This window comes from Frondihabitans sp. VKM Ac-2883 (assembly GCF_015350875.1).
Taxonomy (GTDB): Bacteria; Actinomycetota; Actinomycetes; order Actinomycetales; family Microbacteriaceae; genus Frondihabitans.
Map to the genome: position 1 here is coordinate 384604 of NZ_JADKSF010000003.1, position 24379 is coordinate 408982.

Annotated in this window: 24 protein-coding genes; 17 read left to right on the forward strand and 7 right to left on the reverse strand. The window is 69.6% G+C overall.

What is annotated here, in order from left to right; translation table 11 throughout:
* Window positions 1-33 precede the first annotated feature (33 nt).
* A complete protein-coding gene (locus ITJ49_RS08005; RefSeq protein WP_194603711.1) occupies window positions 34-822 on the forward strand; it encodes a hypothetical protein in 789 nt (262 codons plus the stop codon).
* 97 nt (window positions 823-919) lie between these two features.
* Here the strand turns inward: ITJ49_RS08005 and ITJ49_RS08010 are convergent, their stop codons facing one another.
* A complete protein-coding gene (locus ITJ49_RS08010) occupies window positions 920-2302 on the reverse strand; it encodes a hypothetical protein (RefSeq protein WP_194603713.1) in 1383 nt (460 codons plus the stop codon).
* A gap of 161 nt (window positions 2303-2463) precedes the next feature.
* Between ITJ49_RS08010 and ITJ49_RS08015 the strand changes: the two genes are divergently transcribed.
* From ITJ49_RS08015 to ITJ49_RS08025, 3 genes are all read left to right on the forward strand, one after another.
* The gene (locus tag ITJ49_RS08015; RefSeq protein WP_055959803.1) at window positions 2464-3321 is read left to right on the forward strand and encodes a CoA ester lyase; all 858 of its coding nucleotides are present in this window, start codon (window positions 2464-2466) and stop codon (window positions 3319-3321) included.
* Between the two features lie 98 nt (window positions 3322-3419).
* The gene (locus tag ITJ49_RS08020) at window positions 3420-3698 is read left to right on the forward strand and encodes a hypothetical protein (RefSeq protein ID WP_194603716.1); all 279 of its coding nucleotides are present in this window, start codon (window positions 3420-3422) and stop codon (window positions 3696-3698) included.
* Window positions 3699-3702: 4 nt separating this feature from the next.
* Entirely contained in the window at window positions 3703-4320 is a 618-nt protein-coding gene (locus ITJ49_RS08025; protein WP_194603719.1) for a hypothetical protein, read from the forward strand.
* Between the two features lie 43 nt (window positions 4321-4363).
* Here ITJ49_RS08025 and ITJ49_RS08030 read toward each other — a convergent pair whose 3' ends face one another.
* Window positions 4364-5356 carry an alpha/beta fold hydrolase gene (locus ITJ49_RS08030; RefSeq protein ID WP_194603722.1) on the reverse strand — a complete coding sequence of 331 codons (993 nt, stop codon included), beginning with the start codon at window positions 5354-5356 and terminating at the stop codon, window positions 4364-4366.
* A gap of 179 nt (window positions 5357-5535) precedes the next feature.
* On the opposite strand from ITJ49_RS08030, the gene ITJ49_RS08035 reads away from it, so the two are divergent.
* Together ITJ49_RS08035 and ITJ49_RS08040 are read left to right on the forward strand one after the other, a co-directional pair.
* On the forward strand, window positions 5536-6201 hold the full coding sequence (locus ITJ49_RS08035; RefSeq protein ID WP_194603724.1) for a PadR family transcriptional regulator: 666 nt from the start codon (window positions 5536-5538) through the stop codon (window positions 6199-6201).
* Between the two features lie 221 nt (window positions 6202-6422).
* Entirely contained in the window at window positions 6423-7862 is a 1440-nt protein-coding gene (locus ITJ49_RS08040; protein WP_194603727.1) for an MFS transporter, read from the forward strand.
* A gap of 114 nt (window positions 7863-7976) precedes the next feature.
* Here the strand turns inward: ITJ49_RS08040 and ITJ49_RS08045 are convergent, their stop codons facing one another.
* A complete protein-coding gene (locus ITJ49_RS08045; RefSeq protein WP_194603730.1) occupies window positions 7977-8669 on the reverse strand; it encodes an NAD(P)H-hydrate epimerase in 693 nt (230 codons plus the stop codon).
* A 57-nt stretch (window positions 8670-8726) separates the two neighbouring features.
* On the opposite strand from ITJ49_RS08045, the gene ITJ49_RS08050 reads away from it, so the two are divergent.
* From ITJ49_RS08050 to ITJ49_RS08060, 3 genes are all read left to right on the forward strand, one after another.
* Complete coding sequence (locus ITJ49_RS08050) at window positions 8727-9527, forward strand: alpha/beta fold hydrolase (RefSeq protein WP_194603733.1); 801 nt, start codon at window positions 8727-8729, stop codon at window positions 9525-9527.
* A gap of 126 nt (window positions 9528-9653) precedes the next feature.
* On the forward strand, window positions 9654-10997 hold the full coding sequence (locus tag ITJ49_RS08055) for a M18 family aminopeptidase (RefSeq protein ID WP_194603736.1): 1344 nt from the start codon (window positions 9654-9656) through the stop codon (window positions 10995-10997).
* Between the two features lie 181 nt (window positions 10998-11178).
* Window positions 11179-11379, forward strand: coding sequence for a hypothetical protein (locus tag ITJ49_RS08060; RefSeq protein WP_194603740.1), 201 nt, complete (start codon window positions 11179-11181; stop codon window positions 11377-11379).
* A 167-nt stretch (window positions 11380-11546) separates the two neighbouring features.
* Here the strand turns inward: ITJ49_RS08060 and ITJ49_RS18195 are convergent, their stop codons facing one another.
* Window positions 11547-11756: a PLDc N-terminal domain-containing protein gene (locus ITJ49_RS18195; protein WP_370544429.1), complete on the reverse strand. Its 210-nt coding sequence runs from the start codon at window positions 11754-11756 to the stop codon at window positions 11547-11549.
* Between the two features lie 243 nt (window positions 11757-11999).
* Here ITJ49_RS18195 and ITJ49_RS08070 point away from each other — a divergent pair, with 243 nt between their 5' ends.
* The 3 genes from ITJ49_RS08070 to ITJ49_RS08080 all read left to right on the forward strand — a co-directional run bounded on the left by ITJ49_RS08070 (window position 12000) and on the right by ITJ49_RS08080 (window position 14445).
* Entirely contained in the window at window positions 12000-12947 is a 948-nt protein-coding gene (locus ITJ49_RS08070) for an ABC transporter ATP-binding protein (protein ID WP_055959833.1), read from the forward strand.
* Window positions 12944-13834 carry an ABC transporter permease subunit gene (locus ITJ49_RS08075; protein WP_194603746.1) on the forward strand — a complete coding sequence of 297 codons (891 nt, stop codon included), beginning with the start codon at window positions 12944-12946 and terminating at the stop codon, window positions 13832-13834. The genes ITJ49_RS08070 and ITJ49_RS08075 overlap by 4 nt, the downstream gene beginning before the upstream one ends.
* A gap of 122 nt (window positions 13835-13956) precedes the next feature.
* On the forward strand, window positions 13957-14445 hold the full coding sequence (locus ITJ49_RS08080; protein ID WP_194603749.1) for a glutathione peroxidase: 489 nt from the start codon (window positions 13957-13959) through the stop codon (window positions 14443-14445).
* A gap of 39 nt (window positions 14446-14484) precedes the next feature.
* Here the strand turns inward: ITJ49_RS08080 and ITJ49_RS08085 are convergent, their stop codons facing one another.
* A complete protein-coding gene (locus ITJ49_RS08085) occupies window positions 14485-15390 on the reverse strand; it encodes a helix-turn-helix transcriptional regulator (protein ID WP_123941724.1) in 906 nt (301 codons plus the stop codon).
* A gap of 102 nt (window positions 15391-15492) precedes the next feature.
* Between ITJ49_RS08085 and ITJ49_RS08090 the strand changes: the two genes are divergently transcribed.
* On the forward strand, window positions 15493-16185 hold the full coding sequence (locus tag ITJ49_RS08090; protein WP_194603752.1) for an SDR family NAD(P)-dependent oxidoreductase: 693 nt from the start codon (window positions 15493-15495) through the stop codon (window positions 16183-16185).
* A gap of 82 nt (window positions 16186-16267) precedes the next feature.
* A complete protein-coding gene (locus ITJ49_RS08095) occupies window positions 16268-16597 on the forward strand; it encodes a hypothetical protein (RefSeq protein ID WP_194603755.1) in 330 nt (109 codons plus the stop codon).
* Between the two features lie 49 nt (window positions 16598-16646).
* Here the strand turns inward: ITJ49_RS08095 and ITJ49_RS08100 are convergent, their stop codons facing one another.
* The gene (locus tag ITJ49_RS08100) at window positions 16647-17009 is read right to left on the reverse strand and encodes a hypothetical protein (RefSeq protein ID WP_194603758.1); all 363 of its coding nucleotides are present in this window, start codon (window positions 17007-17009) and stop codon (window positions 16647-16649) included.
* 176 nt (window positions 17010-17185) lie between these two features.
* On the reverse strand, window positions 17186-18184 hold the full coding sequence (gene corA, locus ITJ49_RS08105) for a magnesium/cobalt transporter CorA (protein WP_194603761.1): 999 nt from the start codon (window positions 18182-18184) through the stop codon (window positions 17186-17188).
* Window positions 18185-18270: 86 nt separating this feature from the next.
* Here corA and ITJ49_RS08110 point away from each other — a divergent pair, with 86 nt between their 5' ends.
* From ITJ49_RS08110 to ITJ49_RS08120, 3 genes are read left to right on the forward strand one after another with little or no spacing between them, the layout of a single operon-like run.
* Window positions 18271-18879: a 4'-phosphopantetheinyl transferase superfamily protein gene (locus tag ITJ49_RS08110; RefSeq protein WP_194603764.1), complete on the forward strand. Its 609-nt coding sequence runs from the start codon at window positions 18271-18273 to the stop codon at window positions 18877-18879.
* On the forward strand, window positions 18876-22901 hold the full coding sequence (locus ITJ49_RS08115) for a Pls/PosA family non-ribosomal peptide synthetase (RefSeq protein ID WP_194603767.1): 4026 nt from the start codon (window positions 18876-18878) through the stop codon (window positions 22899-22901). The genes ITJ49_RS08110 and ITJ49_RS08115 overlap by 4 nt, the downstream gene beginning before the upstream one ends.
* Window positions 22898-24190 (forward strand): M1 family metallopeptidase, encoded by a 1293-nt coding sequence (locus ITJ49_RS08120; protein ID WP_194603772.1) that lies wholly within the window; start codon window positions 22898-22900, stop codon window positions 24188-24190. The genes ITJ49_RS08115 and ITJ49_RS08120 overlap by 4 nt, the downstream gene beginning before the upstream one ends.
* The last annotated feature ends 189 nt before the right edge of the window (window positions 24191-24379 follow it).

Genomic DNA, 24379 nt, shown 5'->3' on the forward strand with positions numbered 1-24379 from the left:
TCGCCCGAGAGCCCAGTGTCTCCGGGGGGCCCAGTGTCTCCGGGGGGCCCAGCGTCTCCGGGGGGCTCAGCCTCCCGGTGGCGCGACCTGACCGTCGCGATCGAGCTGCCCCCAGCCGCGTTCGGCGCCGCCGTCGATGTCGACGACCTGCTCAGCGATCCCGACCTGCACTTTGCCACTGGAGCCCCCACCAGCCGACTCGTGCTGATGCCGAGACTCGGCACGTTCTCGCGCCTGGTGCTCGAATGGGAGACCCTGCCTGAGATCGGCATCTTCTCGGCGACGTCGTGGCCGGCGGATACGTTCACCACCGCCGAGATCGCACGCCTCGAGACGTGGATGCGCGACGTCGCCTCGGTCTGCCATGCTCACCGCGATCGGGTCCGTGCGACGGCCGAGCGAGCCGTCCGCGATGCGTCGAGCGGCCTCGACCGGAGCGAACCGCGCGCGGTCGGAGTCGGCGACGCGATGGGGCACGTGGTCTCGGCGCACGTCGGCACCCGGGCCGCGGGCCCGACGCCCGGCGCGCGGTACCCGATCGTCGACGTCACGGGCCCTGTCGGTGCGCCGTTGGATCCTTCGGTACGTGAACTCCGGTTCGTCGACCGGGCAAGTGGCACCGAGCTGGGGCGCCGCGTCAGCGCCCACGACGATGCCGAGTCGGCGTTCGAGCCGCTGTCCGACGGCGTCACGAGAGACGACCTCGCTGACTGGTACGACGAGCACATCGTGCGAGAAGTGCTGTTCGACGACGTGTGGCAGGTGTGCGTGCACCTGCTGGCCGGGCTCGAGGCGCCGGCCGACGTGGTCTACTTCAGCTGACGCTCGCGCCGAGAGTGCAGAAACTGCCGCCTACCGACCACGCAGAGGGCGATTTGTGCACTCTCGGCGCGGGCGGGGGCGGCAGCGTCAGGTCTAGCTAGGCCTCTTCGACGGCGAAGCGATCGACCTTCTTGTGGAATCTCATGCCCGCGAGACCACCGAGAAGAGCACCGCCGATCGACAGGACGACGATCAGCCCTTCGGCGATGAGGGCCTCGACCGAGGTGAAGGTCTGCAGGGTGACGGGATCCATCTGGTCTTGCAGCGTCGAGACCGTGGTGCTCTGGCTGGCGACGACGATCAGCACGACCGCGGCGATGACCGTCATGAAGACGCCCCACAGCCAGACGGCGAGACCCTGCTTGACCCCGGAGAACCGTGCCATCCGCCCGGCCACGAACCCGCCGATAAAGTACGACAGGAACAGCACGACCAGCACGATCACCAGCGCGGTGATCTGCAGCGTCTGCGCGCTGAGCTCGGAGCCGAACGACTTGACCGTCGCCTGCTCCCCCGTCAGCAGAGAGGGCTGCGCGAAGCCCGAGACGCCGGCGATGCCACCGACGATGACATAGAGCAGACCGGCGAGGCCCACGGCGGCGAGCCAGCCGAAGAAGCCGGCGCCGAAGTTGATGCCACCGAATTCCTGCTTCTGCTGGAACGCCAACTCGTCGCGGAACTGCCGACGCTGCGCGATCTCCTCGGGCGTGAATCCGTTGTCGCCGGCGATGCCGTCGGTGAATCCGAGGCTCTCGGCGGGCGAGGTGCCGAGGTTCGAGATGGGCGTCGTGCTCGTCTGCGCGGGCATCGCCTGCGTCGGAGGCGCGTACGGAGTCGGCGTGATGACCGATGTCGGGGCCGCATACTCGCTCGGCGACGCCGGGGCCGGCGGCGGGGTCCACGCGGCGGTCGAGCTGGTCGCCGCGGCACCCGCGCCCGCGCCGGCACCGGCGGCGGTCAGGCGCGTGTCGCCGAGGTCGTCCGACTCGGGAGCCGGAGCGGAGCCCGGTGCGACCGGGGCAGAAGGCGAAGGATCCGACGGCTCGTCCGAGCGAGCGGCCTCCGCTGCACGCAGAGCACTGTCGTCGTGGAGGACTCCCGTCGCGGGGGCACTCGTCGACACCTGGCTGGTCGGCTCGCTCAGCGGCGGTACCGGGCGGTCTTCGGGTGCGACGGCGGGCTCGGCTGGCTCGGACGGCGCAGCGACTGCGGAGTGCTCGGCGGCGGGCTCGGCACCAGCGGGCTCCGCGGCCGTGGCGGCGGCGGAGTCAGCGGCGGCTGCCGGATCCTGCGCTGCTGTCTCGTGCCCCTCGGGCTCGGTCGCCCGGTCTTCCGGGGCCACCGCGGGCTCCAGCGGCGCGTCGTGCTCGGTGGTCTGGCCGGTCTCGGTCTGGTGGTTCGGAACGGCTTCGGACTGTGCTGTCACGGGCTCGTCGCCGTCGTGCTCACCCTTCGGGGCGGGCGTGTTCGGATCCGTCATGATTGCTCCTCGTGATCGGTAGTCACGCGGACAGTACCCCGAGTGGAGCTCTCGAAGCGGCTCCCCCGCCGCTCCCGGCGGAACCGGCGCGTCCGGGCGAGCCTCTGCCACGGCCCGGTACCGTGTTATCGACGTATCGACGACGAACATCACGAGGTGCCATGAACGAGACTTCTGCCAGCCCCGCGCCGGCCCGCCAGCGACCCGATGCCGAGATCGCACGATCGTGGCTGCTCGTTCCGGGCACCAAGCCGGAGCGCTTCGACTCAGCCGCCAAGTCGCGAGCCGATCAGATCGTGCTCGACATCGAAGATGCCGTCGACCCGAAGCGCAAGCCCGCGGCCCGCGACGACGTGGTCGCCTGGCTCGAAGGCGGCGGCGAGGCGTGGGTGCGCATCAACGACCGCTCCAGTGATTTCTGGTCGGACGACGTCGACGCCCTGGTCGGCCTCCCCGGGCTTCTCGGGGTCATGCTCGCGAAGACCGAGGCCGCCGAGCACGTCACCGAGACCTTCGACCGCCTGCACGGCGTGAAGCGGGTGCTGGCCCTGGTCGAGTCGGCGGTCGGTATCGAGCTCTCTCCGTCGATCGCGAGCGCGCGCGGCGCGTTCCGTCTGGCGTTCGGCTCGGGCGACTACCGCCGCGACACCGGCACCAGTGCGGACGACATGGCGATGGCCTACCCGCGCTCCCGGCTGGTCGTCGCGTCGCGCATCGGCGAGCTACCCGGCCCCATCGACGGCCCCACGGTCGGATCGAGCCACCCCGTGCTCCGTGAGCAGTCGTCGATCGCTGTGGCTCTCGGCCTGACCGGCAAGCTCTGTCTCGACGTCGATCAGCTGCCGGTGATCAACGAGGTCATCAGCCCGACGTCGTCCGACACGGCGTGGGCGCGCGACTTCCTCGCCGACTTCGAGAGCCGGGGCCGCGAGATCCGCGACGGGAGCGATCTACCGCGTCTCGGCCGGGCACAGAAGATCGATCGTCTCGCTCGCGCCTTCGGCGTGCTCCCCAACTAACCGCGCCCCGACGGGGTGCCGTCTCGACCGCAGCACCCCGGTGCCACACCGGGAAGCACCGCCGAGCGAGTCACAGCCCGACGTGGCACGCTGGGCTCATGCCTGGTCACCCCCGTCGCAGCGTGACGCGCATGACGCTGCCCGAGGCGGAGCGCATCGTCGCCCTCGCGCACGACGGCGCGCTCGATCGCTCCGACGAGAGCGTCGAGCGCGTCGTCCGCGAAGCACACGTGGTCGTCCAGCGCAGCTCGATGTGGGGCTCGGCGCCGGGCAATCCCGCACGGAGGCGCATGGTCGTCGTGTTCCTCCTGTCCGGGGCGCTCCTGGGCGTGTGGATCGTCGGGTTGCTCGCACCTCTGATCATGGCCGGGGAATGACTCCATGGCGACCCGCCGTCGGATCCTCAGCTCGCCTCTCGCTCTGATCGCCGCCCTCGCGGTCGTCGGCCTGATCGCCGGCATCGGCGTCGCCCACGACCGAGCGACGTCGACAAGCCTCGCTCACGGCGAATCGGCCCAGCCGCCCTGGCCCGCTCCTCCGGTCAGCGAGCGGCGCGAGCGCGCGGCCGCCGCCGACCTGCCGAACGTCTACGGCGTGAAACTTCAGCAGCACATCCACACGCATCTGTCGATCACGATCGACGGGGTCGCCGCTACCGTGCCCGGGCAGATCGGACTCGACGAAGACAACCGCTACGCGACGGCGCTCCATACGCACGACACCTCCGGCATCATTCACGTCGAGTCGCCCGACCGGCGCGACCTCACACTCGGGCAGTTCTTCACCGAATGGAACGTGCGGCTCGACGCGCGTCACGTCGGCGCACGGGGTGGCGACATCGGCGAGGTACTGACGGTCTTCGTCGACGGACAGCGTCGCGCCGGCAACCCCGCGTCGATCGTGCTTCACAACCTCGACACCATCGATCTCGTGGTGGCTCCCGCCGGCACGACGGCCCGCCCAACGTCGGCGTTCGACTGGCCCGGCAACTACCGCTAGTCGCCTCGCGCCCGACTAGAACCGTGCCGCGACACCCGACGCCTTATTCTTCGGCGCGCTCGTGCGCCTCGTGCATCGCCTCGGCGTGCTCGGTCTTCCCCTCGGCGATCAGCGCATCGTCGCGCTTGAGCATCCCGAGGGCCTCGAGGATCCGCCCGCGCACCCCTTTTACGAACGTCGCCGGGGATTCCTCGATCGACGGCCGCTGGATTCCGGCGGCCTTGTGATCGAACACCCGCAGGGTGCCGCCCTCGTCGTATTCGATCGGCTGCTGGGCGTGCTCGACACAGAGCCGCGCGACCTCCTCGGCGTTGGCGTGCATCACCGAGTGCGCCGCCCCCGGGATCTCCCAGAGCCGCGACGACGGCAGCAGCTCGCCGACCCGCTTGACCCAGTCACTCGGGGCGACGGCGTCGAACTCGCCACGAATCACGAGGGTGTCGGCCTTGACGTGGGGCAGGGCTCGTTCGAGCGGAAAGGTCATCATCTTGGGCAGGATCCGAGAGAACCACTTCACCCCGCAGAAGAGGTAGGCAGAGAAAGCAAGCGCTTTCACTCGGCCGGGCTCGTGCAAGGCCGCCTGCACGAACCGGATCGCCTGCGTCAGGAGGCGTCGCTCGTTCGGGTTGATGACGGGGCCGATTAGCACGACGGTCGAGAGATCGGGCCGGCGGGCGACGAGGTCGGTGACGACCTGCGTTCCCATCGAGTGGCCGACGACGACCGGGTCGTCGAGCTGCATCTCGTCAATGACGCGACCGACCAGGTCGGCGTACTGGCGAATGGTGAGGGCGCTGTCGGGGTGCGGCACGCCGGCGAAGCCGGGCAGGTCGAGCGCGTGCACGGGGCCGAACTGGTTGAGGTTCGGGGCGAGGCGTTCGAAGTAGTTGCTGGCGACGCCGATTCCCGGCACGAGCACGAAGGGCCTGGTGCCGGAGTCGCCGATCGTCGACACCCGGACGTAGACGTCGTCGCCGCCATTCAGCGTCGTCTCGACGCGAGACACGGTGACGTCGGTGAAATTGCGGTGAGCCATCGGCCCAGTCTGGCAGGGCGGTGCGGCGAGCCGTCGGATCCTGGCTTTTCTCCCCATGGGTGTTGACTTAGCGAACTATCGCGATATATCTTTGAGCTATCGCCGGAACGAACCGGCGCGAGCGGCTCGATCATTCGCCCCGCCCCCCACTTTTTTACTCTTCACGAAAGGAGTACCCCATGGGTACCCACTACAAAAACCACAGCAATCACAACGACAGCCACGACGGCCCCCAGCGCCGCCACCACGACGACCGCCCCACCGGGCGCAGCGATTTCGGGCCCTTCCGCGGCCGTGGTCGCGGCTTCGGCGGCGGCGCGATGGGCATGGGCATGGGCCCCGGCTTTGGCTTCGGCCCCGGCGGCCCCGGCTTCGGCTTCGGCGGCCCCGGTCGCGGTGGCCGCGGTCGTGCCCGCAAGGGCGACGTGCGTCTCGCGATCCTGTCGCTGCTCGCCGACGCTCCGGCCAACGGCTACGGCCTCATGAAGGCCATCGGCGAGCGCACCGACGGCGCATGGCGCCCGAGCCCCGGCTCCGTCTACCCGACCCTGCAGCAGCTCGTCGACGAGGGCCTCATCACGGTCTCGGGCGAGGGCCGCCAGTCGGTCTACGAGCTCACCGACGAGGGCCACGTCTATGTCAGCCAGCACGGCGACGAGATCGCCAAGGCCTGGGGCGACGCGACCGAGACCGACGCCCACCACGACGAATTCATCGGCTCTGCCGTGAAGCTCGCCGGGGTCATCAAGCAGTTCGCCTTCGATGCCACGCCGGAGCAGCGCACCGCCGGCAAGGAGAAGATCGACGAGCTGCGTCGCGCGCTCTACACGATTCTCGCCGACTGAGCCCTGGCGGGCTGAGCTCGTCAACCGCGCCCGAACCCTCGCGGGGAGGCCTGCGAGGTGGTCCCACGACCACCTCGACGGCCGCCCGCGAGGGTTTTCGTCGCTGCGAAGGCTTTTGCACACCCCGCAGGATTTTCCGGACAGCGGCTTGCCCCGCGACTATCGTCACCTCGAGTTGCACCACCCATCGGCGGTGCGCCCACCGCGAGAGGGAGAGACGGATGTCGACTGCGACGAACACCGGAGGGCCGGTGAGGAGCCTCGTTCCGGCCCGAATGGACCGCCTGCCCTGGACGCGATTCCACTGGTCGATCATCGTGGGCCTCGGTATCTCCTGGGTGCTCGACGGGCTCGAGATCCAGATCGTCGCCTCGAACGGGTTCTCTGACGAGTTCAACATGACGTCCGGGCAGATCGGTGCCCTCGGCACGACCTACCTCCTCGGCCAGGTGGTCGGCGCAATCGTCTTCGGCCGCCTCTCCGACAAGCTCGGCCGCAAGAAGCTCTTCATCCTCACGCTGGTGATCTACCTCGTCGGCTCCGGTCTCGCCGGCCTCTCTCCCGCCGTCTGGTTCCTGTTCGCGATGCGGTTCGTCGCGGGTCTCGGCATCGGCGGCGAGTACGCCGCGATCAACTCGGCCATCGACGAACTGATCCCCGCGAAATACCGCGGCCGGGTCGACATCGCCATCAATGGCACCTACTGGGGCGGCGCTGCCCTCGGTGCGGCCACCAACTACTTCTTCCTGAACCGCGCGATCTTCGACGTCAATGTCGGTTGGCGGCTGGCGTTCTTCATTGGGCCGGTGCTCGGGATCCTGATCATCTTCTTGCGCCGCAACATCCCGGAAAGCCCGCGGTGGCTCATGACGCACGGCTACGAGAAAGAGGCCGAGGCCACCGTCGACGACATCGAGGCACGCGTGACTCGCGAGGGCGGCCACCTCGAGCCGGTCGACGACAAGCTCGCCATGGAGGTCAAATCGACCGACAGCATCCCGTTCACGACGATCATGCACGTGCTGTTCAAGGTGTACCCGAAGCGGACCCTCGTCGGTGCCACAATGATGATCACGCAGTCGTTCCTTTACAACGCGATCTTCTTCACATACGCGCTCGTGCTCACGAACTTCTACGGTCTCAGCGACAGCAACGCACAGCTGTACTTCTTCCCCTTCGCCATCGGCAACCTGGTCGGGCCGCTCGTGCTCGGGCCGCTCTTCGACTCGATCGGCCGCCGCAAGATGATCTTCAGCACCTACTTCATCTCGGGTGCCGTGCTCGCTGTCTCGGCGGCGCTGTTCAGCGCCGACCTGCTGACCGCCACCACGCAGACCATCTTCTGGTGCGTCGCGTTCTTCTTCGCCTCGGCGGGTGCGTCGAGTGCCTATCTCACCGTGTCGGAGATCTTCCCGCTCGAGATCCGCAGCCAGGCCATCTCGTACTTCTTCGCGATCGCGCAGATCTTCGGGGCTATCGCGCCCGTCGTCTACGGTGCGCTGGTGGGCGAGGGAACCGACCGCGGCCCGCTGACCATCGGCTACTTCCTCGGCGCAGGCATCATGATCGTCGGAGCCGTGGTCGCCGCGATCTTCGGCGTCGACGCCGAGCGCAAGGGCCTGGAGTCGATCACGCAGCCGCTGAGCGTCGTGAAGCCCTAGGGCCGGAGCGCCTGGCACCACTTTTCGGGCATGACACCGTCGATGGGCGGTGTCATGCCCGATTTGTGGTGTCGGGCGGCCTTGTGGTGTTGGGCGGCTACGGGTGTCGGGCGGCTACGCCACGACAGCGGGCTCCACGCCCGACAGGTCGAGCCCGATCTCGACCAGGTGCACCCGACCGGCGAGACCGGAAGCCGGCGGCAGCAGCAGCCCGGCCTTGACGGCGCCGAACGTTACGGTCACGAGCGCCGGCAGCACCAGCCGATCGGGCACGCTGCCGTCGTCCGGCCCCACTCCCGAGGGCACGTCGACCGCCACCACCACGGGCGCACCGGCCATCCGCATCAGCACCCGCGGGCGAACGGCCTCGACGACGTCGCGGGCGCGACCACGAAGCGAAGGATCCGGGGCGGCGCCGATCCCGAGGATCCCGTCCACCACCACATCCACGCCGCTCAGCACAGCCGCGAAGGCGTCCGAACCGACCGAGGCGTCGCGCGCGGAAGCCGACGCGCCCGCAGCAACCGCGGCGGCGAGCCCTGAGTCGTGGACGCGCGAGCCGGTGGTGAGAATACGCACGTCGTGCCCCGCTTCGGCGAGCGCGCCCCCGGCGTAGAGCGCGTCTCCGCCGTTGTCGCCGGATCCTGCAATCACCAGCACCACGCCCGGTGTCGTTCCTCGCGTGGCGAGCACCCGCTCGATCTCGGCCGCAAGGCCGGCGGCGGCACGCGCCATCAGCGGCTCACCGCGGTCGAGCAGAGGTTTCTCAGCGGCGCGGATCTGGTCGGACGAGTATCCAGAAGTCATCCGGCCATGCTGGCACCGCGGTCGCTGCAGCGCTCCGGCGCACGCCAGAATGGTCTGATGCGTGCGACCACCCGAAACCCGACCGACGGCACCGAAATCGCCTACGAAGTGTCAGGATCCGGCGACCCTCTGCTCCTCGTGCACGGCTCGGGCCTGTCGAAGGGAACCTGGCGCGGCCTCGGCTACCTCCGCGACCTCGAACGTGATTTCACGGTCATCGCCGTCGACCTCCGCGGCCACGGGCGCAGTGGCAAGCCGCACGACGCGGCGTCGTACCAGCCGGAGGCATTTATCTCCGACGTGTTCGCGGTGCTCGACGCCACCGGCCTCGGCCCGGTGCACTTCGTCGGCTATTCGATCGGTGCCCGCATCGGCCTCCGGATCGCCGCGGCGAACCCCGAGCGCCTCCGCACCCTCACGACGATCGGCGGATCGTTCGAGGCGATGACCGACAAGATCGCGCTCACGTTCTTCCCGACCTGGCGCGAGGCGCTCGACACCGGGGGCATGGACGCCTTCGTCGAGGCGTGGGGCGCCCACCGTGGCCAGGCGATCGACGCTTCGACGGCTCTCGCCTTTCGGCAGAACGACCCCGTGGCGTTGCGCGCGTACTTTGACGGCATCGAGGCCGCCGAGCCGCTCGGCCTCGACGGGGCCGCGGCGATCACCGTGCCGACCCTACTGCTGGCCGGTACCGACGACCCCGACCGCTTCCGCCAGTCGCGCGAGGCCGCCAAGCGCATGGCGACCGCCAGCTTCTTCGAGCTGATCGGCCAGGATCATAGTTCGTCGCTGATGCCCGTCGACGAAGTGTGCGACCTGATCCGCACCTACGTCGAACTGCAGGGCGCCGCGTAGCCCGTGCGTGCAAATTTGAAGGAGAAACCGCCCGGCGACCCCCGCCGATCGGCATGACTGCGTTCAGCCGAAGGTGTTTCTCCTTCAAATTCGGCGGCGGGGCGCATCTGAGGCAGTCTTGACGGCGTGACTACCGCGCCCGACACCTCCAATCACGGCAACACCTCGCACGACACCCACGCCCTCGATACCCACGTCGCCGACTTCGCCTCGTTCATCCAGGCCTCGCCGTCGTCGTACCACGCTGCAGCCGAGGCCGCCCGGCGTCTGACCGAGGCCGGCTTCGACAGGCTCGAAGAGCGCGACGCCTGGCCGGCAAGCCCCGGCCGCCGCTTCGTCGTGCGCGACGGCGCCGTCATCGCGTGGATCCAGCCGACCAACGCGACGCAGACCACCCCGTTCCGCATCGTCGGCGCGCACACCGACTCCCCCTCGTTCAAGCTCAAGCCGAACCCCGACACGGGCAGCCACGGCTGGTTGCAGGCGGGCGTCGAGGTCTACGGCGGTCCTCTGTACAACTCGTGGCTCGACCGCGATCTCGAGTTCGCCGGTCGTCTCGTCACCCGTGACGGTTCGGTGCACCTCGTGCGTTCCGGTCCGGTGCTCAGGATCCCCCAACTCGCGATCCACCTCGACCGCGGGGTGAACGACGTACTGACCCTTGACCCCCAGCGGCACCTGCACCCGGTCGTCGGCGTGGGCGACAGCGGCAGCACAGGACCAGGAGCCGACATCCTCGCCGAGCTCGCCGCTCTCGCCGGCATCTCGGCCTCCGACGTTCGCGGGCACGACGTGCTCGTCGCGGACACCGCGGCTCCCGCCCGCCTCGGATTCGGCGGCGAGCTCCTGGCTGCGGGCCGCATGGACAATCTGACCAGCGTCCACGCCGGGCTCACCGCGCTGCTGCGCGACGCCGACGCCCTCGCCGACTCCGATTCGATCGCCGTCTTCGCGGCGTTCGACCACGAGGAGGTCGGCTCGGAGAGCACCTCGGGTGCCAGCGGGCCGTTCCTCGCGAACGTGGTGGCTCGGGTATCGGCGAGGCTCGGCGCCGACGAGGCCGACCGGATTCGCGCTCTCGCCGGATCCTGGTGTCTTTCGTCGGACGCCGGCCATGCCGTGCACCCGAACTACCCGGAGCGCCACGACGCCGGCAACCGACCCGTTGCGAACGGCGGCCCGTTGCTCAAGATCAACGCGAAGCAGCGGTACGCCACCGACGGCCCGGGCAGCGCGGAGTTCGCCGCCGCGTGCGAGCGCGCCGGGGTGCCGTTCCAGCCGTTCGTGTCGAACAACGCCGTTCCCTGCGGGTCGACGATCGGACCGCTGACCGCGACGCGCCTCGGCATCCGCACCATCGACGTCGGCGTGCCCCTGCTGTCGATGCACTCCGCCCGCGAACTCGCGGGGGTCGAGGATCTCGTGTCGCTGGCTGCTGCGGCCGGCGCGTTCTTCCGCGGCCGCGACTGAGTAGGCCTCCCGCACGTGCGGAGGTTTGCATAGGCGTCGTCTTTACTACTCGCACGAACGCACACGCGTCAAGCCTCCGCGCTCCACTTGATGCCGACTCGACCATCTGTCATATTCGTTTGCATGATGCTATACGGGAGCCTGTGGGGGCGGTTCACGGTGAGCTGGAGCGGTCGCGGCCATGACGAGTAGCTACTCGAGCGATCCGCGCGTGCCGCCGGTGCACGTCGAGCATCTCGGCAAGCGCCGCAGGCCTTCTCCGCAGGCGGCAGAAGAAGTCTCGCCCGTGAGGCCGTCGGCCGATCAGGGCCCGTCGTACGAGGACTTCCTCGAGCTCGAGTCCGAGCCCGGCACCGACGAGCTCCCCACCCAGGCCGGCTAGCTCGCGCTTCCTCTCCCTTGCCGCCGCGCCCGCGAGCCCCCGCGCCGCGCCGCAAAGCCGCTGACGCACCCCCGTCTGGCCAATTCCGGGCTGGCAACCGGGGGTCCTTTGGCCATCCGGGGGTGCGTCACGCTTCGGCGGCGCACCCGCCGCTCACCAAGGCCGGACTACCGGCGTACGGCGGCGATCGCGCGTTCCGCTCGCGACGTCTGCGACCCAACGAGGTACCAGGCGAGTGATCCGATCAGCGGCACGCAGATGATCGCCCCAAACCAAGCGATACGAGCCCACTCACCGACTGTGCGCGATCTCCATACCTCTGCGAAGGCCACGACTGTAAAGGCCGCGTAGCCGAGCAAGACGAGACCCGCGACCACGCCTATTCCGGTCGCTGTCGGTGACGAAAAGTCCAAGATTAATCTCCTTTAATTCGACGTGACGCTGAAATTGATCTTTAATGTATCAAGCGCTGAGCCGCCTCACACCTCAAAATCGACCAGGATCCGCGGATCCTCGTGGTCATTTTTGAGGTCTCACGCAAGGTGCCTCAGGGCGTGGTACCGCAGGACGATGTGGCCGCGACCGATCGCCAATAGCGTCAGAGCCATGGAGCAAACAGCATGATCCACGCACAGAATCTCACCAAGCGCTACGGCGACCGGGTCGCACTCGACCACGTGTCGTTCGACGTGAAGCCCGGTATGGTCACCGGGTTCCTCGGGCCGAACGGCGCCGGCAAGTCGACGACGATGCGCCTGATCGTCGGCCTCGACCGCGCTTCCGAAGGCGATGTGACCGTCAACGGCAAGCACTACTCGGAGCACCGCGCCCCTCTTCGCGAGGTCGGCGTCCTGCTCGACGCGAAGGCCGTCCACCGTGGGCGCAGCGCCTTCGACCACCTCCTCGCGATGGGTGCCACCCACGGCATCGGCAAGAAGCGCGTCGACGAGGTCATCGCGTTGACCGGCCTCGAGTCGGTCGCCAAGAAGCGTGTAGGCGGGTTCTCGCTCGGCATGGGGCAGCGCCTCGGCATCGCGGCAGCACTGCTCGGCGACCCGGCGACGCTGATCCTCGACGAACCGGTCAACGGTCTCGACCCCGAGGGCGTCGTCTGGGTGCGTAACCTCGCCAAGCACCTCGCTCGCGAGGGTCGCACGGTGTTCCTGTCGTCGCACCTCATGAGCGAGATGGCTCAGACCGCCGACCACATCATCGTGCTCGGTCGTGGCCGCGTCATCGCCGACGAGTCGGTCGACAAGGTGCTCGCCCGTGCCAAGGGCGACGGCGTCCGCGTCCGGACGCCCCAGGTCGCCGAACTCACTCCCCTCCTCAACACGGCCGGGGTCACCGTGACCGGAACCGCCGCCGACCTCCTCGAGGTGCACGGCCTCCCGTCGTCGCGCATCGGCGAGATCGCCGCCTCGCAGGGCCTCGTGCTGCACGAGCTCACGCCGCTCGCCGGCTCCCTCGAAGACGCCTACATGGCGCTCACCGCCGACGAGGTGGAGTACCGCGACACCGCGGCCGCCCCCTCGACCGCCACCAAGAACTCGGAGGTCGTGCGATGAGCACCGCTACCGCTCCTGCACCCAGCCGCTCGTCGACGCACTCGACGCTGTCTCGATTGACGTTCGGCGGGATCCTGCGCTCCGAATGGATCAAGCTCCGCTCGCTGCGCTCCACCTTCTGGTGCTATCTGCTGATCCTGGTGCTGAATATCGGCTTCGCCGCGCTGGTGGCGTCGGTCGGTGTCGGAAGCGGCGGCGGGCCGGGTGACGGCTCGACGACATCGACGGCGGCAGGATCCGGCATGGCCAACGCCACGGTCGCGGTCACTCTCGGAATCAACTTCACTGTGCTCATCGCCGCCGTGCTCGGCGCGCTCATGATCACCGGCGAATACGGCACCGGCATGATTAAGTCGACTTTCGCCGCCGACCCGCGTCGCCTCGGTGCGCTCTTCGGCAAGGCGATCGTGTTCGGCGTCGTGACCTTCGTCGTCGGCCTCGTGTCGCTCGTCATCGCGACACTCGTCGCCACTCCCCTGCTCGACTCGGAGAGCAACATCTCGATCGATTGGTCTGACGGCAGCTTCTGGCTCGCCCTCGTCGGCGGGGCCGGGTTCTTGGCTCTCGCGGGGCTGATCTCACTGTTCCTCGGCGCGATCATCCGGGCGAGCGCCGGTGGTATCGCGGCGGGCATCGGCCTCCTGTTCGTCATGCCGATCGTGCTCCAGATCTTCACCGGCCTGACGAATGCGAAGTGGGCGGCGAACATCGCGTCGTTCCTGCCGTCGAATGCGGGCGGACTCATGTTCGGCTACAGCGCCGGCGAGGCGAAGGTCGTCGACGGGATCGTCACCCTCGATCAGTTCTTCGGGTTCCTGGTGATGGTCGGCTGGGTGATTCTCACGGGCATCCTCGCCGTGATCCTGGTGAAGCGCCGCGACGCCTAGCGCCTACGCCTCACGGCTGATTAGCGAGATCGCACCTGTGGTCGGGGACACCCGACGACAGGTGCGATCTCGGCGTTGAGGCACGCGGCGAGCGCGACAGGTGTCGGTCGTAGGCTGGACGCATGAGCCTCTACGACATCCCCGTCGACACCGCATCCGGCGACACCACGACGCTCGGCGCCTACGACGACAAGCTGCTGCTGGTCGTCAACGTCGCCAGCCGCTGCGGGCTGACCCCTCAATACGGAGACCTCCAGCAGCTCCAGGAGAAGTATCGCGAGCGCGGCCTGCAGGTGGTCGGGTTTCCGAGCAACCAGTTCAACGGCCAGGAGCCCGGCACGAACGCCGAGATCCAAGAGTTCTGTGTCGCGACCTACGGCGTCGACTTTCCGGTCTTCGCGAAGGTCGACGTCAACGGTGCCGATCAGCACCCGGTCTACGGCGAGCTGACGCAGGTCGCAGACGCGACGGGCGAGGCCGGCGACGTGGCCTGGAACTTCGAGAAGTACCTCGTCGCCCCCGGCGGCCGGGTCGTCGCCCGCGTTCGCCCGCAAGAGAGCCCCGCGGCCGACAAGTTCGTTGCTCTGGTCGAGGCGAACCTCCCCGCCTGACGCCAGCGAAGCGAAGCCGCGACAAGGGCGCAGGATCCGCTACACCGACCCCGACCCCGCCGATGCAGAGGGCTGCGCCTCGAGCGCCGACACCGCTGCCACCGCCGACACGCGCAGGAAGTCGAGCTTGTCGGCCGCGGACGATCCCACCGCGGCCGTGTAAGCGACGATCCGGAGGTCTGACCCGGCGGCGCTGAACACGTCGCAGTCGAGCTCGATGTCACCGACGAGCGGGTGCAGGATCGTCTTGCGCTCCGACTGGTGCTCGGAGACGGCGGCGGTCGCCCACATGGCGGCGAAGCGGGGGCTCGAAGCGAGCAGGTCGTCGACCAGCCGTCGCACCGACTGGTCGTTCGGGTACCGACCGTGCACCCCGCGCAGGTCGGCCACCAGCGAGCGTTGCAGATGCTCGGGGTCTCCGCTCGCCGACCGCACGGGATGCCCCTCCGGCCCGGCCAGGAGAGTGCCGCCGAACGACGCGCGCAGCAGGTTGCGCTCGCCCGCCGCCAGGGTGGAGGGGTTGCCGAGCAGGGCCGCCCAGAGCGGACTCCAGGTGAGTAGCTCCCACGACGCGGTGAAGACCGCCACGGGGGTGGCTCCGAGGCGGGCGACGAGGCGCTGCACCCCGGGCGGGATGTGTCGCGGCAACTCGCCCCGCGACGGCGGCAGCAGGCCGGCGACGACGAAGAGGTGATCGCGCTCCTCGCTGGTCAGCTGAAGGACACGGGCGATCGATGCGACGACCTGATCGGACGGGTTGCGAGACCGCCCCTGCTCCAGCCGCACGACGTAGTCAACGCTCAGCCCGGCGAGGGCGGCGAGCTCCTCGCGGCGCAGACCGGCGGCCCGGCGGTTGGGGCCCGCTGGCAGGCCGACATCGGCCGGTGAGAGTCGATCGCGCCATGACTTGAGCAGGCCGGCGAGATCGCCGTGAGGATCCGACATGGTCACCATTGTCTCCCCGCCCGGCACCGACTGGGTGGTACCGCCGATCCGTCCCCTGACCGGAGCCTGGGCGACGCTCGGTGCGGGGCGCAGACTCGAACCATGACAACGACACTCATCTCAGGAGCCAACAAGGGTCTCGGCTACGAGACCGCCCGCCGCCTCATCGAGGCCGGCCACACCGTCTGGATCGGCGCCCGCGACACCGCCCGCGGACAGGCCGCCGCCGATGCTCTCGGCGCCCACTTCGTGCAGCTCGACGTCACCTCCGACGCCTCGGTCGATGCCGCCGTCGAGACGGTGAAGGCCGCCGGCGGTCTCGACGTGCTCATCAACAACGCCGGTATCACCGGACCGCAGAAAGACGCTGCCGACATCGCCGGCGACGACGCCGCTCTCGTCTTCGGAACGAATGTCGTCGGGATCGTGCGGCTGACGCACGCCTTCCTCCCGCTGCTGACGGCCTCCGCGGCGCCGACCATCGTGAACGTGACCAGCGGTCTCGGATCCTTCGCTTCGGTGCACGACCCCGACCGCATCGAGTCGACCGTCATCGCGCCGCTCTACACGGCCTCGAAGTCGGCCGTGACGATGCTGACGGTGCAGTACGCCAAGGCGCTGCCCGGTATCGCGGTGAACGCAGCCGACCCCGGCTATACGGCGACCGACCTCAACGGCAACTCGGGGCACCAGACCGTCACCGAGGGCACCGACGCCATCGTCGAGCTCGCCACCCGGGGTGCCGGCGCGCCGAGCGGCACCTTCATCGACCGCGACGGAGTGGCCGCCTTCTAGGGGTTGCGGGCTGTCGGAAGCACAACAGGTGCCGCCGACAGCCCGGAGTTGCGTGTTCACCTTCGTAGGCCACAATGTGCTCGTGACCAAGAAGATCGACACAGCCCTGAAAGATCTGACCAAAGCCCTCGAGAAGCACGCGCAGATCGTCGGCCTCAAGCCCGTCCCGCGCAAGAAGGCGGGCCGAGCCGCCGCCGAACTGCGCAGCGCGGCAGCCGCCTACGCGAACATCGTCGAGGCGAAGACCGGCCAGACGAACCCGTTCATCGACTTCCTCGACCCGGCGACGATCGCCTCGCTGTCGAAAGAGCGCGAGCTCATCGTCGCCCACAAGGCGGCCGAAGACGACGCGCAGAAGAAGTCGGAGAAGAAGTCCGACGCCGCTGAGGCGAAAGCCGCCGACGGCGAGTAGCGCCTAGTCGACGGTGGCTGTGGCTGTGGCTGCGGCGGCGGCTGCGGCGCTACAGCGTCCAGTCGACCATCGCGACGAAGCGGCTGCCGATGTCGTCGACCTCGGTGCGCGAGTACCCCTCGGCCGGCGCCGGGACCTCGTCGGCCCCGTGGAAGTCGCACGAGAGGTACGTCCACTCCGGCCACCACTTCTTGGGGCGCACGTCTTCCGAGAAGCCGCAGACGACGCACTCGAGGTGGGCCCAGACGGGCTTCTTACCCGTGCGGTTGGCACGGGACTGCACGAGCCACGCCGGCGGATCCTGCTCGATGGCTGCCAGCTCGGTCTCGCTGAGGCGAGCCGGGATGCCGTGGCGCGTCGCCATCTCGAGGGGGATGTCGAGGCGGAGGGCGGCGTCGCGGCGTGTGGGCATCCGACCACTCTAGGCGGGTGGGCGTCCACGCTCTGCTGTTGCGGCAGGTGGCTCGGCGCGACTCGGCTGCCGAATTTGAAGGAGAAACCTGCCGGCGAGGGCCGCCGATCCGCATGTTCTCGTCAGCAGGCCGCGGTTTCTCCTTCAAATTCGGACGAGGTCGCCCGGGCCCAGCCTCAGAGCCAGCGCCGGGACCGGAACACCCAGTAGAGGCCGAACCCGGCGGCGACCATCAGCAGCAGCGCGAACGGGTAGCCGAAGCGCCAGCTCAGCTCGGGCATGTGCGTGAAGTTCATGCCGTAGATCGAGGCGATCAGCGTCGGCGTGAACAGGATGGCCGCCCACGACGAGATCTTCTTGACCTCTTCGTTCTGCTGGATGCTCTGATCGGTCTGCCGACGCGTGACGATGGTCGCGTGCACGGTCAGCGCGTTGTCGAGGATCGCCCGGAACGACGAGACCCGCTCGACGATGAGCAGCGTGTGGTCTTGCACGTCGCGGAGCGAGCGCTGCAACTCGACGTCGACGCCGTACTTCTCGCTGCCGCGCTGCAGCCCGTCGAGCATCTTCACGAGCGGAACGACGGCGCGCTGAAAGTTGATGACCTCGCGAGACAGGTTGTAGATGCGCTCCGAGAGGCCGGTGCTCTCTTCGTTGAAGAGGTCGTTCTCGATCTCGTCGATGTCGTTCTCGAGACCAGCGATAACGGGTTCGTACTCGTCCACCACCTGGTCGAGGATCGCGTAGAGCACCGCTTCGGGGCCGAGCGCCAGCAACTCCGGCGACGCCTCCATGCGGTGGCGCACCTTCATCAGGTCGGGCGACTCGGCGTGACGGATCGTGACCACGAACTCCGGGCCGAGGAAGATGTGCAGCTCGCCGAACTCGACGGTCTCTTCGCTGTCGATATAGCGGGCGGGGCGGAGCACGGCGAAGAGGATGTCGTCGTACCGCTCGAGTTTCGCGCGCTGATGGCCGAGCAGGGCATCCTCGACGGCCAGCGGGTGCAGGTCGAACTCGGCCGCAACCGAGCGGATCTCTTGCGGACTCGGCCGATAGAGGCCGATCCAGCCCATGCCGCCGCCCTCGTGCATGAGCCGGTAGGTCTCTTCGAGGCTCGCGGGGGTCTGGGTACGTTTCCCGGCGACGTACACACCGTTGTCGATCAGTGGCATGCCGACCAGGATGCCCCCTGCGGGTGAACGGCGCGTGGGTGGCGCGCCGCGGGTGGGCCGCTGCGGCGAATGGGTAGCGTCGAGCCATGGCGGACGTGTACGTGATCGACCTCGACGCCGCGAGCACGCCACCGGATGGTGCGTCGATCCCGCTCGACGCGGCAGAACGAGAACGAGCGGGGCGATTCCGCGACGAGCGCGACCGGCGGCGGTACATCGCGGCGCACATCGCTCTGCGAGAGCTTCTCGGCGAGGCGCGAGGGTGCGACCTGGCGAGCGTTCGGATCCTGCGCGCGCCCTGCGTCGTCTGCCTCGAACAGGACCACGGCAAGCCGTTCGTCGACGGCGGACCCTACTTCAACCTGTCGCGATCGGGTCGGTGGGCACTGATCGCGATCGCCGACGAGCCGGTCGGCGTCGATGTCGAAGAACCGCAGGATCCGGGGCGCCTCGACTCGATCCGCGCCGACGTCCTTGCGCCGGGTGAGACGACGAGCGGCACCCCCGACGACCTGCTCCGCGTCTGGGTGCGTAAGGAGGCGCAGCTCAAAGCGTCCGGCGACGGACTCACACAGTCGATGGCGTCGTTCTCGGTCGACCCCCGTGTGGTCGACCTCGTGTTGCCTCACGGGCTGGTGGGCGCGGTCTGGTTCACGAGCGAGACACCCGCGACCACTAGGGTGCGACACCGATGAACACCTTCGAAGGCGGCCCGGGTCTTCTGCTGGGCACCGCGCGCACCCCACCGACCCGCACCCTGATCGCCGTGCTGCGGCAGACCGTCGCTGCTTTTCCCGAAGCATCGGCGCTCGAAGACGACCGCGGCGCTCTGAGCTACCGCGAGCTCGCGGCCCAGGTGCGGGCCGCGGCCGGCGTGCTGACGGCGGCCGGAGTCGTGCGAGGCGACCGGGTCGGCGTGCGCATGCCGTCGGGCGACCGTTTCCTGTACATCGCGATCCTCGCGGTGCTGACGGCCGGTGCCGCCTACGTGCCGGTCGATGCCGACGACCCGGAGGAACGCGCCACTCTCGTCTTCGGCGAGGCCGGCGTGGTCGGAGTGATCGGCGCCGGGGGCCGGTTCGAACCGACCGGTCAGGGCGCGGAGATACCGGGAGGGGCTCGCCCCGCGGCGATCTTCGCGCAGGACCCCCCGCACCGCAGCACGGCCGACGTGACCGATCCGGCGCTTGCCGCGCAGGCACCGACGCCCGACGATGACGCGTGGATCATCTTCACCTCGGGCTCGACCGGAACCCCCAAGGGTGTCGCGGCGAGCCATCGGTCGGCCGCCGCGTTCGCGGACGCCGAGGCCCGCATGTTCCTCGCGGGCGACGGCGTCGACCCGCTCGGACCGGGCGACCGTGTGCTCGCCGGGTTGAGCGTCGCCTTCGACGCCTCCTGCGAAGAGATGTGGCTCGCCTGGCGGAGCGGCGCCTGCCTCGTGCCCGCGCCGCGCTCGCTCGTCCGCACCGGAGCCGACCTCGGGCCCTGGCTCGTGCTGCACGGAATCACCGTTGTCTCGACCGTGCCGACGCTCGCCGGGCTCTGGCCCGCCGAGGCGCTCGAGAGCGTGCGGCTGCTGATCTTCGGCGGCGAGGCGTTGCCGCCCGACATCGTGGACCGGGTCGCCGGCGACGGTCGCGAGGTCTGGAACACCTACGGCCCGACCGAGGCCACCGTCGTCACGACCGGCTCGCTCGTGCTGCCGGGCGAGGTCGTGCGCATCGGCCTACCCCTGGACGGCTGGGACGCCGCGGTCGTCGACATCGACGGCAGGCCCGTCGCGGAGGGCGAGGTCGGCGAGCTGATCATCGGCGGGGTCGGGCTCGCTCGTTACCTCGACCCGACGAAGGACGCCGAGAAGTACGCCCGCCACGAGGCGCTCGGCTGGGAGCGCGCCTACCGCTCCGGCGACCTGGTCCGGTTCGAGCGAGCGGGTCTGGTGTTCCAGGGTCGCGCCGACGATCAGGTCAAGGTCGGCGGTCGCCGCATCGAGCTCGGCGAGATCGAAGCCGCGCTACTCGCCCTTTCGGGTGTGGGCGGAGCGGCCGCGGCCGTGCGCACCACCGACGCCGGCAATCGGATACTCGTCGGGTATCTCGCGGTTCAGGATCCCACGGGGTTCGACCGCACGGCAGCTCTCGACCGCCTGCGCGACGAGCTGCCCGGGGCCCTCGTGCCGTTGCTCGCCCTGGTCGAGGGTGACCTCCCGACCAAGACGTCCGGCAAGATCGACCGCGACGCGCTGCCGTGGCCGCTGCCGGCGACGGGCACGACGGCAACAGGCACGGCCGGAGCCACCGACGGGTCGAGCGGGGGGTTGACGCCCGACGAGCAGCTGCTGGCCGCCGACTGGCAGGCCGTGCTGGGGCTCGACGTGACCGACCGTGACGTGAACTTCTTCGACCTCGGGGGCGGATCCTTGGCTGCCGCGCAGCTCGTCGCCCGCATTCGCGAGCGCGATCCGGAGTTCACCGTCGCCGAGATCTACGCGCTGCCCCGGTTCGGCGCGATGGCCGACGAGCTCGCTCAGCGCGGCGGGAGCGCGGCCGTGAACGACGACTACCACCGGCCTGCGCCGACGCCCCTGCGCATGCAGTGGGTGCAGACGGTGCTTGGTCTTCCGCTGCACATTCTGAGCGGCATCCGCTGGCTCACGTATGCGCTGACCGCGTCGACCGTGCTGCGCTCGTCCGACCCCGCCGGATTCGCCTGGCCGCCTGGCGTGAGCTGGATCGTCGTCGCGGTGCTGCTGCTCGTGTTCGTCACCCCGCTCGGGCGCATGGCGATCTCGGTCATCGCGGCGAGGCTGCTGCTGCGCGGAGTGCAGGCGGGCGATCACCCGCGCGGCGGCGGCGTGCACCTGCGGTTGTGGCTGGCCGAGCAGGTCGCGCATCAGATCGGCGCCGTCGGCCTCGCCGGAGCGCCGTGGATCAGCTACTACGCGAGAGCCCTCGGCGCGAGGATCGCGCCCGACGTCGACCTGCACGCACTGCCACCCGTCACCGGCCTGCTGCGTGTCGGCCGGGGCGCCTCCATCGAACCCGAGGTCGACCTCTCGGGCTACTGGATCGACGGCGACGTCGTGCGGATCGGCGCCATCAGGATCGGTGCCGGGTCGACCGTCGGAATGCGCTCCACCCTGCTGCCCGGCACGCGCATCGGCAAGAACGCCTCGGTGGCGCCCGGCTCCGCCGTCTTCGGCCGCGTGCCCTCCGGCCAGGAGTGGGCCGGCTCCCCCGCAGCCCGCGTCGGCAAGAACCGTGCCTGGTGGCCCGCCGACCGGCCGTCCGCGCCGAAGCGCTGGTTCGCCGCGTACGGGCTGTCATCACTCGTGCTGTCGTTGTTGCCGGTGGCGTCACTCGCGGCCGGCGGGGCTGTGTTGGCAATTGGTGTCGCCGGATCCTCGTCTCTCTCCGATGCCTTCTGGCGCGCTCTCGCCTGGCTCGTGCCAGCCACGCTGCTCGCCGGCTTCACGGCCGCGGTGCTCGTCGTCGGGCTCGTGCGGCTGCTCGGTCTCGGCATCTCGGAGGGGTCGTTCCCGGTGCGCTCGCGCGTCGGCTGGCAGGTCTGGAGCACCGAGCGGCTGCTCGACCTCGCCCGCACGTTCCTCTTCCCGCTCTATTCGAGCCTGTTCACGCCCGTCTGGCTGCGACTGCTCGGCGCCCGGGTCGGCCGCGACGTCGAGGCCTCGACCGTGCTGCTGCTGCCCGCGATGACGACGATCCGCGACGGGGCCTTCTTGGCCGACGACACCCTCGTCGCCTCGTACGAACTCGGCGGCGGCTACCTGCGGGTCGCCCGCGCCGAGATCGGCGAGCGCGCGTTCCTCGGCAACTCGGGCATGACCGGCCCAGGGCACCGGGTGCCGAAAGACGGCCTGGTCGCCGTGCTCTCGGCGGCGCCCCGCAAGTCGAAGGCCGGTTCGTCGTGGCTCGGCTCACCCGCCGTCCGCCTCCGCCGCACCGTCGCCGTCGTCGACGAGGCGCGCACGTTCCGGCCGCCCGCTCGCATCCGGGCCGCGCGCGTGCTGTGGGAGCTCGGCCGCGTGGTTCCCGTGATCCTCACCTGCCTCGTCGGCCTGGCACTCCTCTTCGCGCTGCTGGGCCTGGTCGACGCCCTCGGGGTCGGCTGGACCGTCGCGCTCTCGGGTGCGGTCATGCTCGCGACCGGGGCCGTCGCCGCTCTGATCGCGACCGCGGCGAAATGGGCTCTCGTCGGCCGCATCCGCGTCTCCGAGAAGCCGCTCTGGTCGAGTTTTGTGTGGCGGAGCGAGGTGGCCGACGTGTTCGTCGAGCTGTGCGCTGCCCCCTGGTTCGCCCAGCCCGCCGCGGGCACACCCGCTCTCGTCTGGTGGCTGCGATCGCTCGGAGCCTCGATCGGCAGGGGCGTCTGGACTGACAGCTACTGGCTTCCCGAGGCCGACCTCGTGCGCCTCGGCGACGGAAGCACCGTGAATCGCGGCTGCGTTGTGCAGACGCACCTCTTTCATGATCGAATCATGAGCATGGACACCGTCACCCTCGACGCCGGAGCGACCCTCGGGCCGCACAGCGTCGTGCTGCCCGCCGCCCGCATCGGAGCCGACGCCACCGTCGGCCCGGCCTCCCTCGTGATGCGCGGCGAGGGTGTGCCCGTGGGCAGCCGCTGGTCGGGCAACCCGATCGGCCCGTGGCGCGAGGTCCGCTTCGCCGACTACCACGCAGCCACCCAGTGAGCCTTTCGCACACCTACCTTCCTGACAGCGGAAACCCGGGGTATCGGACGATCTCGTACGACCTCGACCTGTCATACAGGGTCGCCACGAACCGGCTCGAGGCAACAGCCACCATTCGCGCCGTGGCCCTGACCGACCTGCGACGCGTCACCTTCGACTTCGTGCGCCTGCGCGCCTCCAAGGTCAAGATCGACGGCTCGCGGGCTCGCCACTCGCAGACGACCGCGAAGCTCGCCGTCGTGCCCACCTCGCCTATTGCCGCGGGGGAAGAGTTCGTGGTCACCGTCGACTACGCCGGAGCCCCCGCGCCCCGCTCGAGCACCTGGGGCACTGTCGGCTGGGAGGAGCTCACCGACGGCGTCATCGTGGCGTCGCAGCCGAGCGGCGCGCCCACCTGGTTCCCCTGCAACGACGACCCCGCCGACAAGGCCACCTTCAGGATCCGGATCACCACCGAGCAGTCGTACATCGCCGTCTGTAACGGCGAACTGCAGGGGCGCACGACGCGCTCCGGCAAGACCACGTGGGAGTACCGGCAAGACGAGCCCACCTCCACCTACCTCGCGACCGTGCAGATCGGTCGCTACGAGCTCGTGCCGGTGACGTGGGGCGGAGTTCCGGGTGTACTCGCCGGGCCGCCCGCTCTCCGCTCGAGGATCGGCCACGATTTCGGCCCCGTCGGCGACATGATGACGCTCTTCACGTCGCGCTTCGGGCCCTACCCGTTCCCCTCCTACACGGTCGTGGTCACCGACGACGAGCTCGAGATCCCGCTCGAAGCCCAGGGCCTCGCCATCTTCGGCGCGAACCACGCCGACGGCCGCTCCGGCTCCGACCGCCTCATCGCGCACGAGCTCGCCCACCAGTGGTTCGGCAACAGCGTCGGCGTCGCCTCCTGGGGCGAGATCTGGCTCAACGAGGGCTTCGCCTGCTACGCCGAGTGGCTCTGGTCGGAGGAGTCGGGGCGCGCGACGGCGGCGTCGCTCGCTGCGTCCACTCACGCGCGCCTGTCGCGCCTGCCCCAGGACATCGTGGTGGGCGACCCCGGCCCAGCACTCATGTTTGACGACCGCGTCTACAAGCGCGGTGCCCTGACGCTCGCCGCTCTGCGCGGGGTCGTCGGCGACTCCCGTTTCTTCGCGATCCTGCGCGCCTGGACAGACACCCACCGCCACGGCACCGCGACCACGAGCGACTTCGTGGCGCTGGCGTCGGCCACGGCGGGCGAGCCGCTCGCGGGGCTGTTCGACGCGTGGTTGGCGCGGGAGGCGTTGCCGGCGCTGGGGTAGGGGTGCGGTTGCGTGCGCGTGCGTGCGGGTGCGGGTGCGGGTGCGCGCGCGCGGGTGCGTGCCCGGTTTTCAGGCATGCAGGCGCGGGCGTGCGTGGCGGTGCGGGACTCCGTGGGGTGCGCGCCCATACTCCTGATGCGCAAACGTCGGGCGCGGATCCTCGTGGCCTGCCCGGTTTTCAGGCATGCA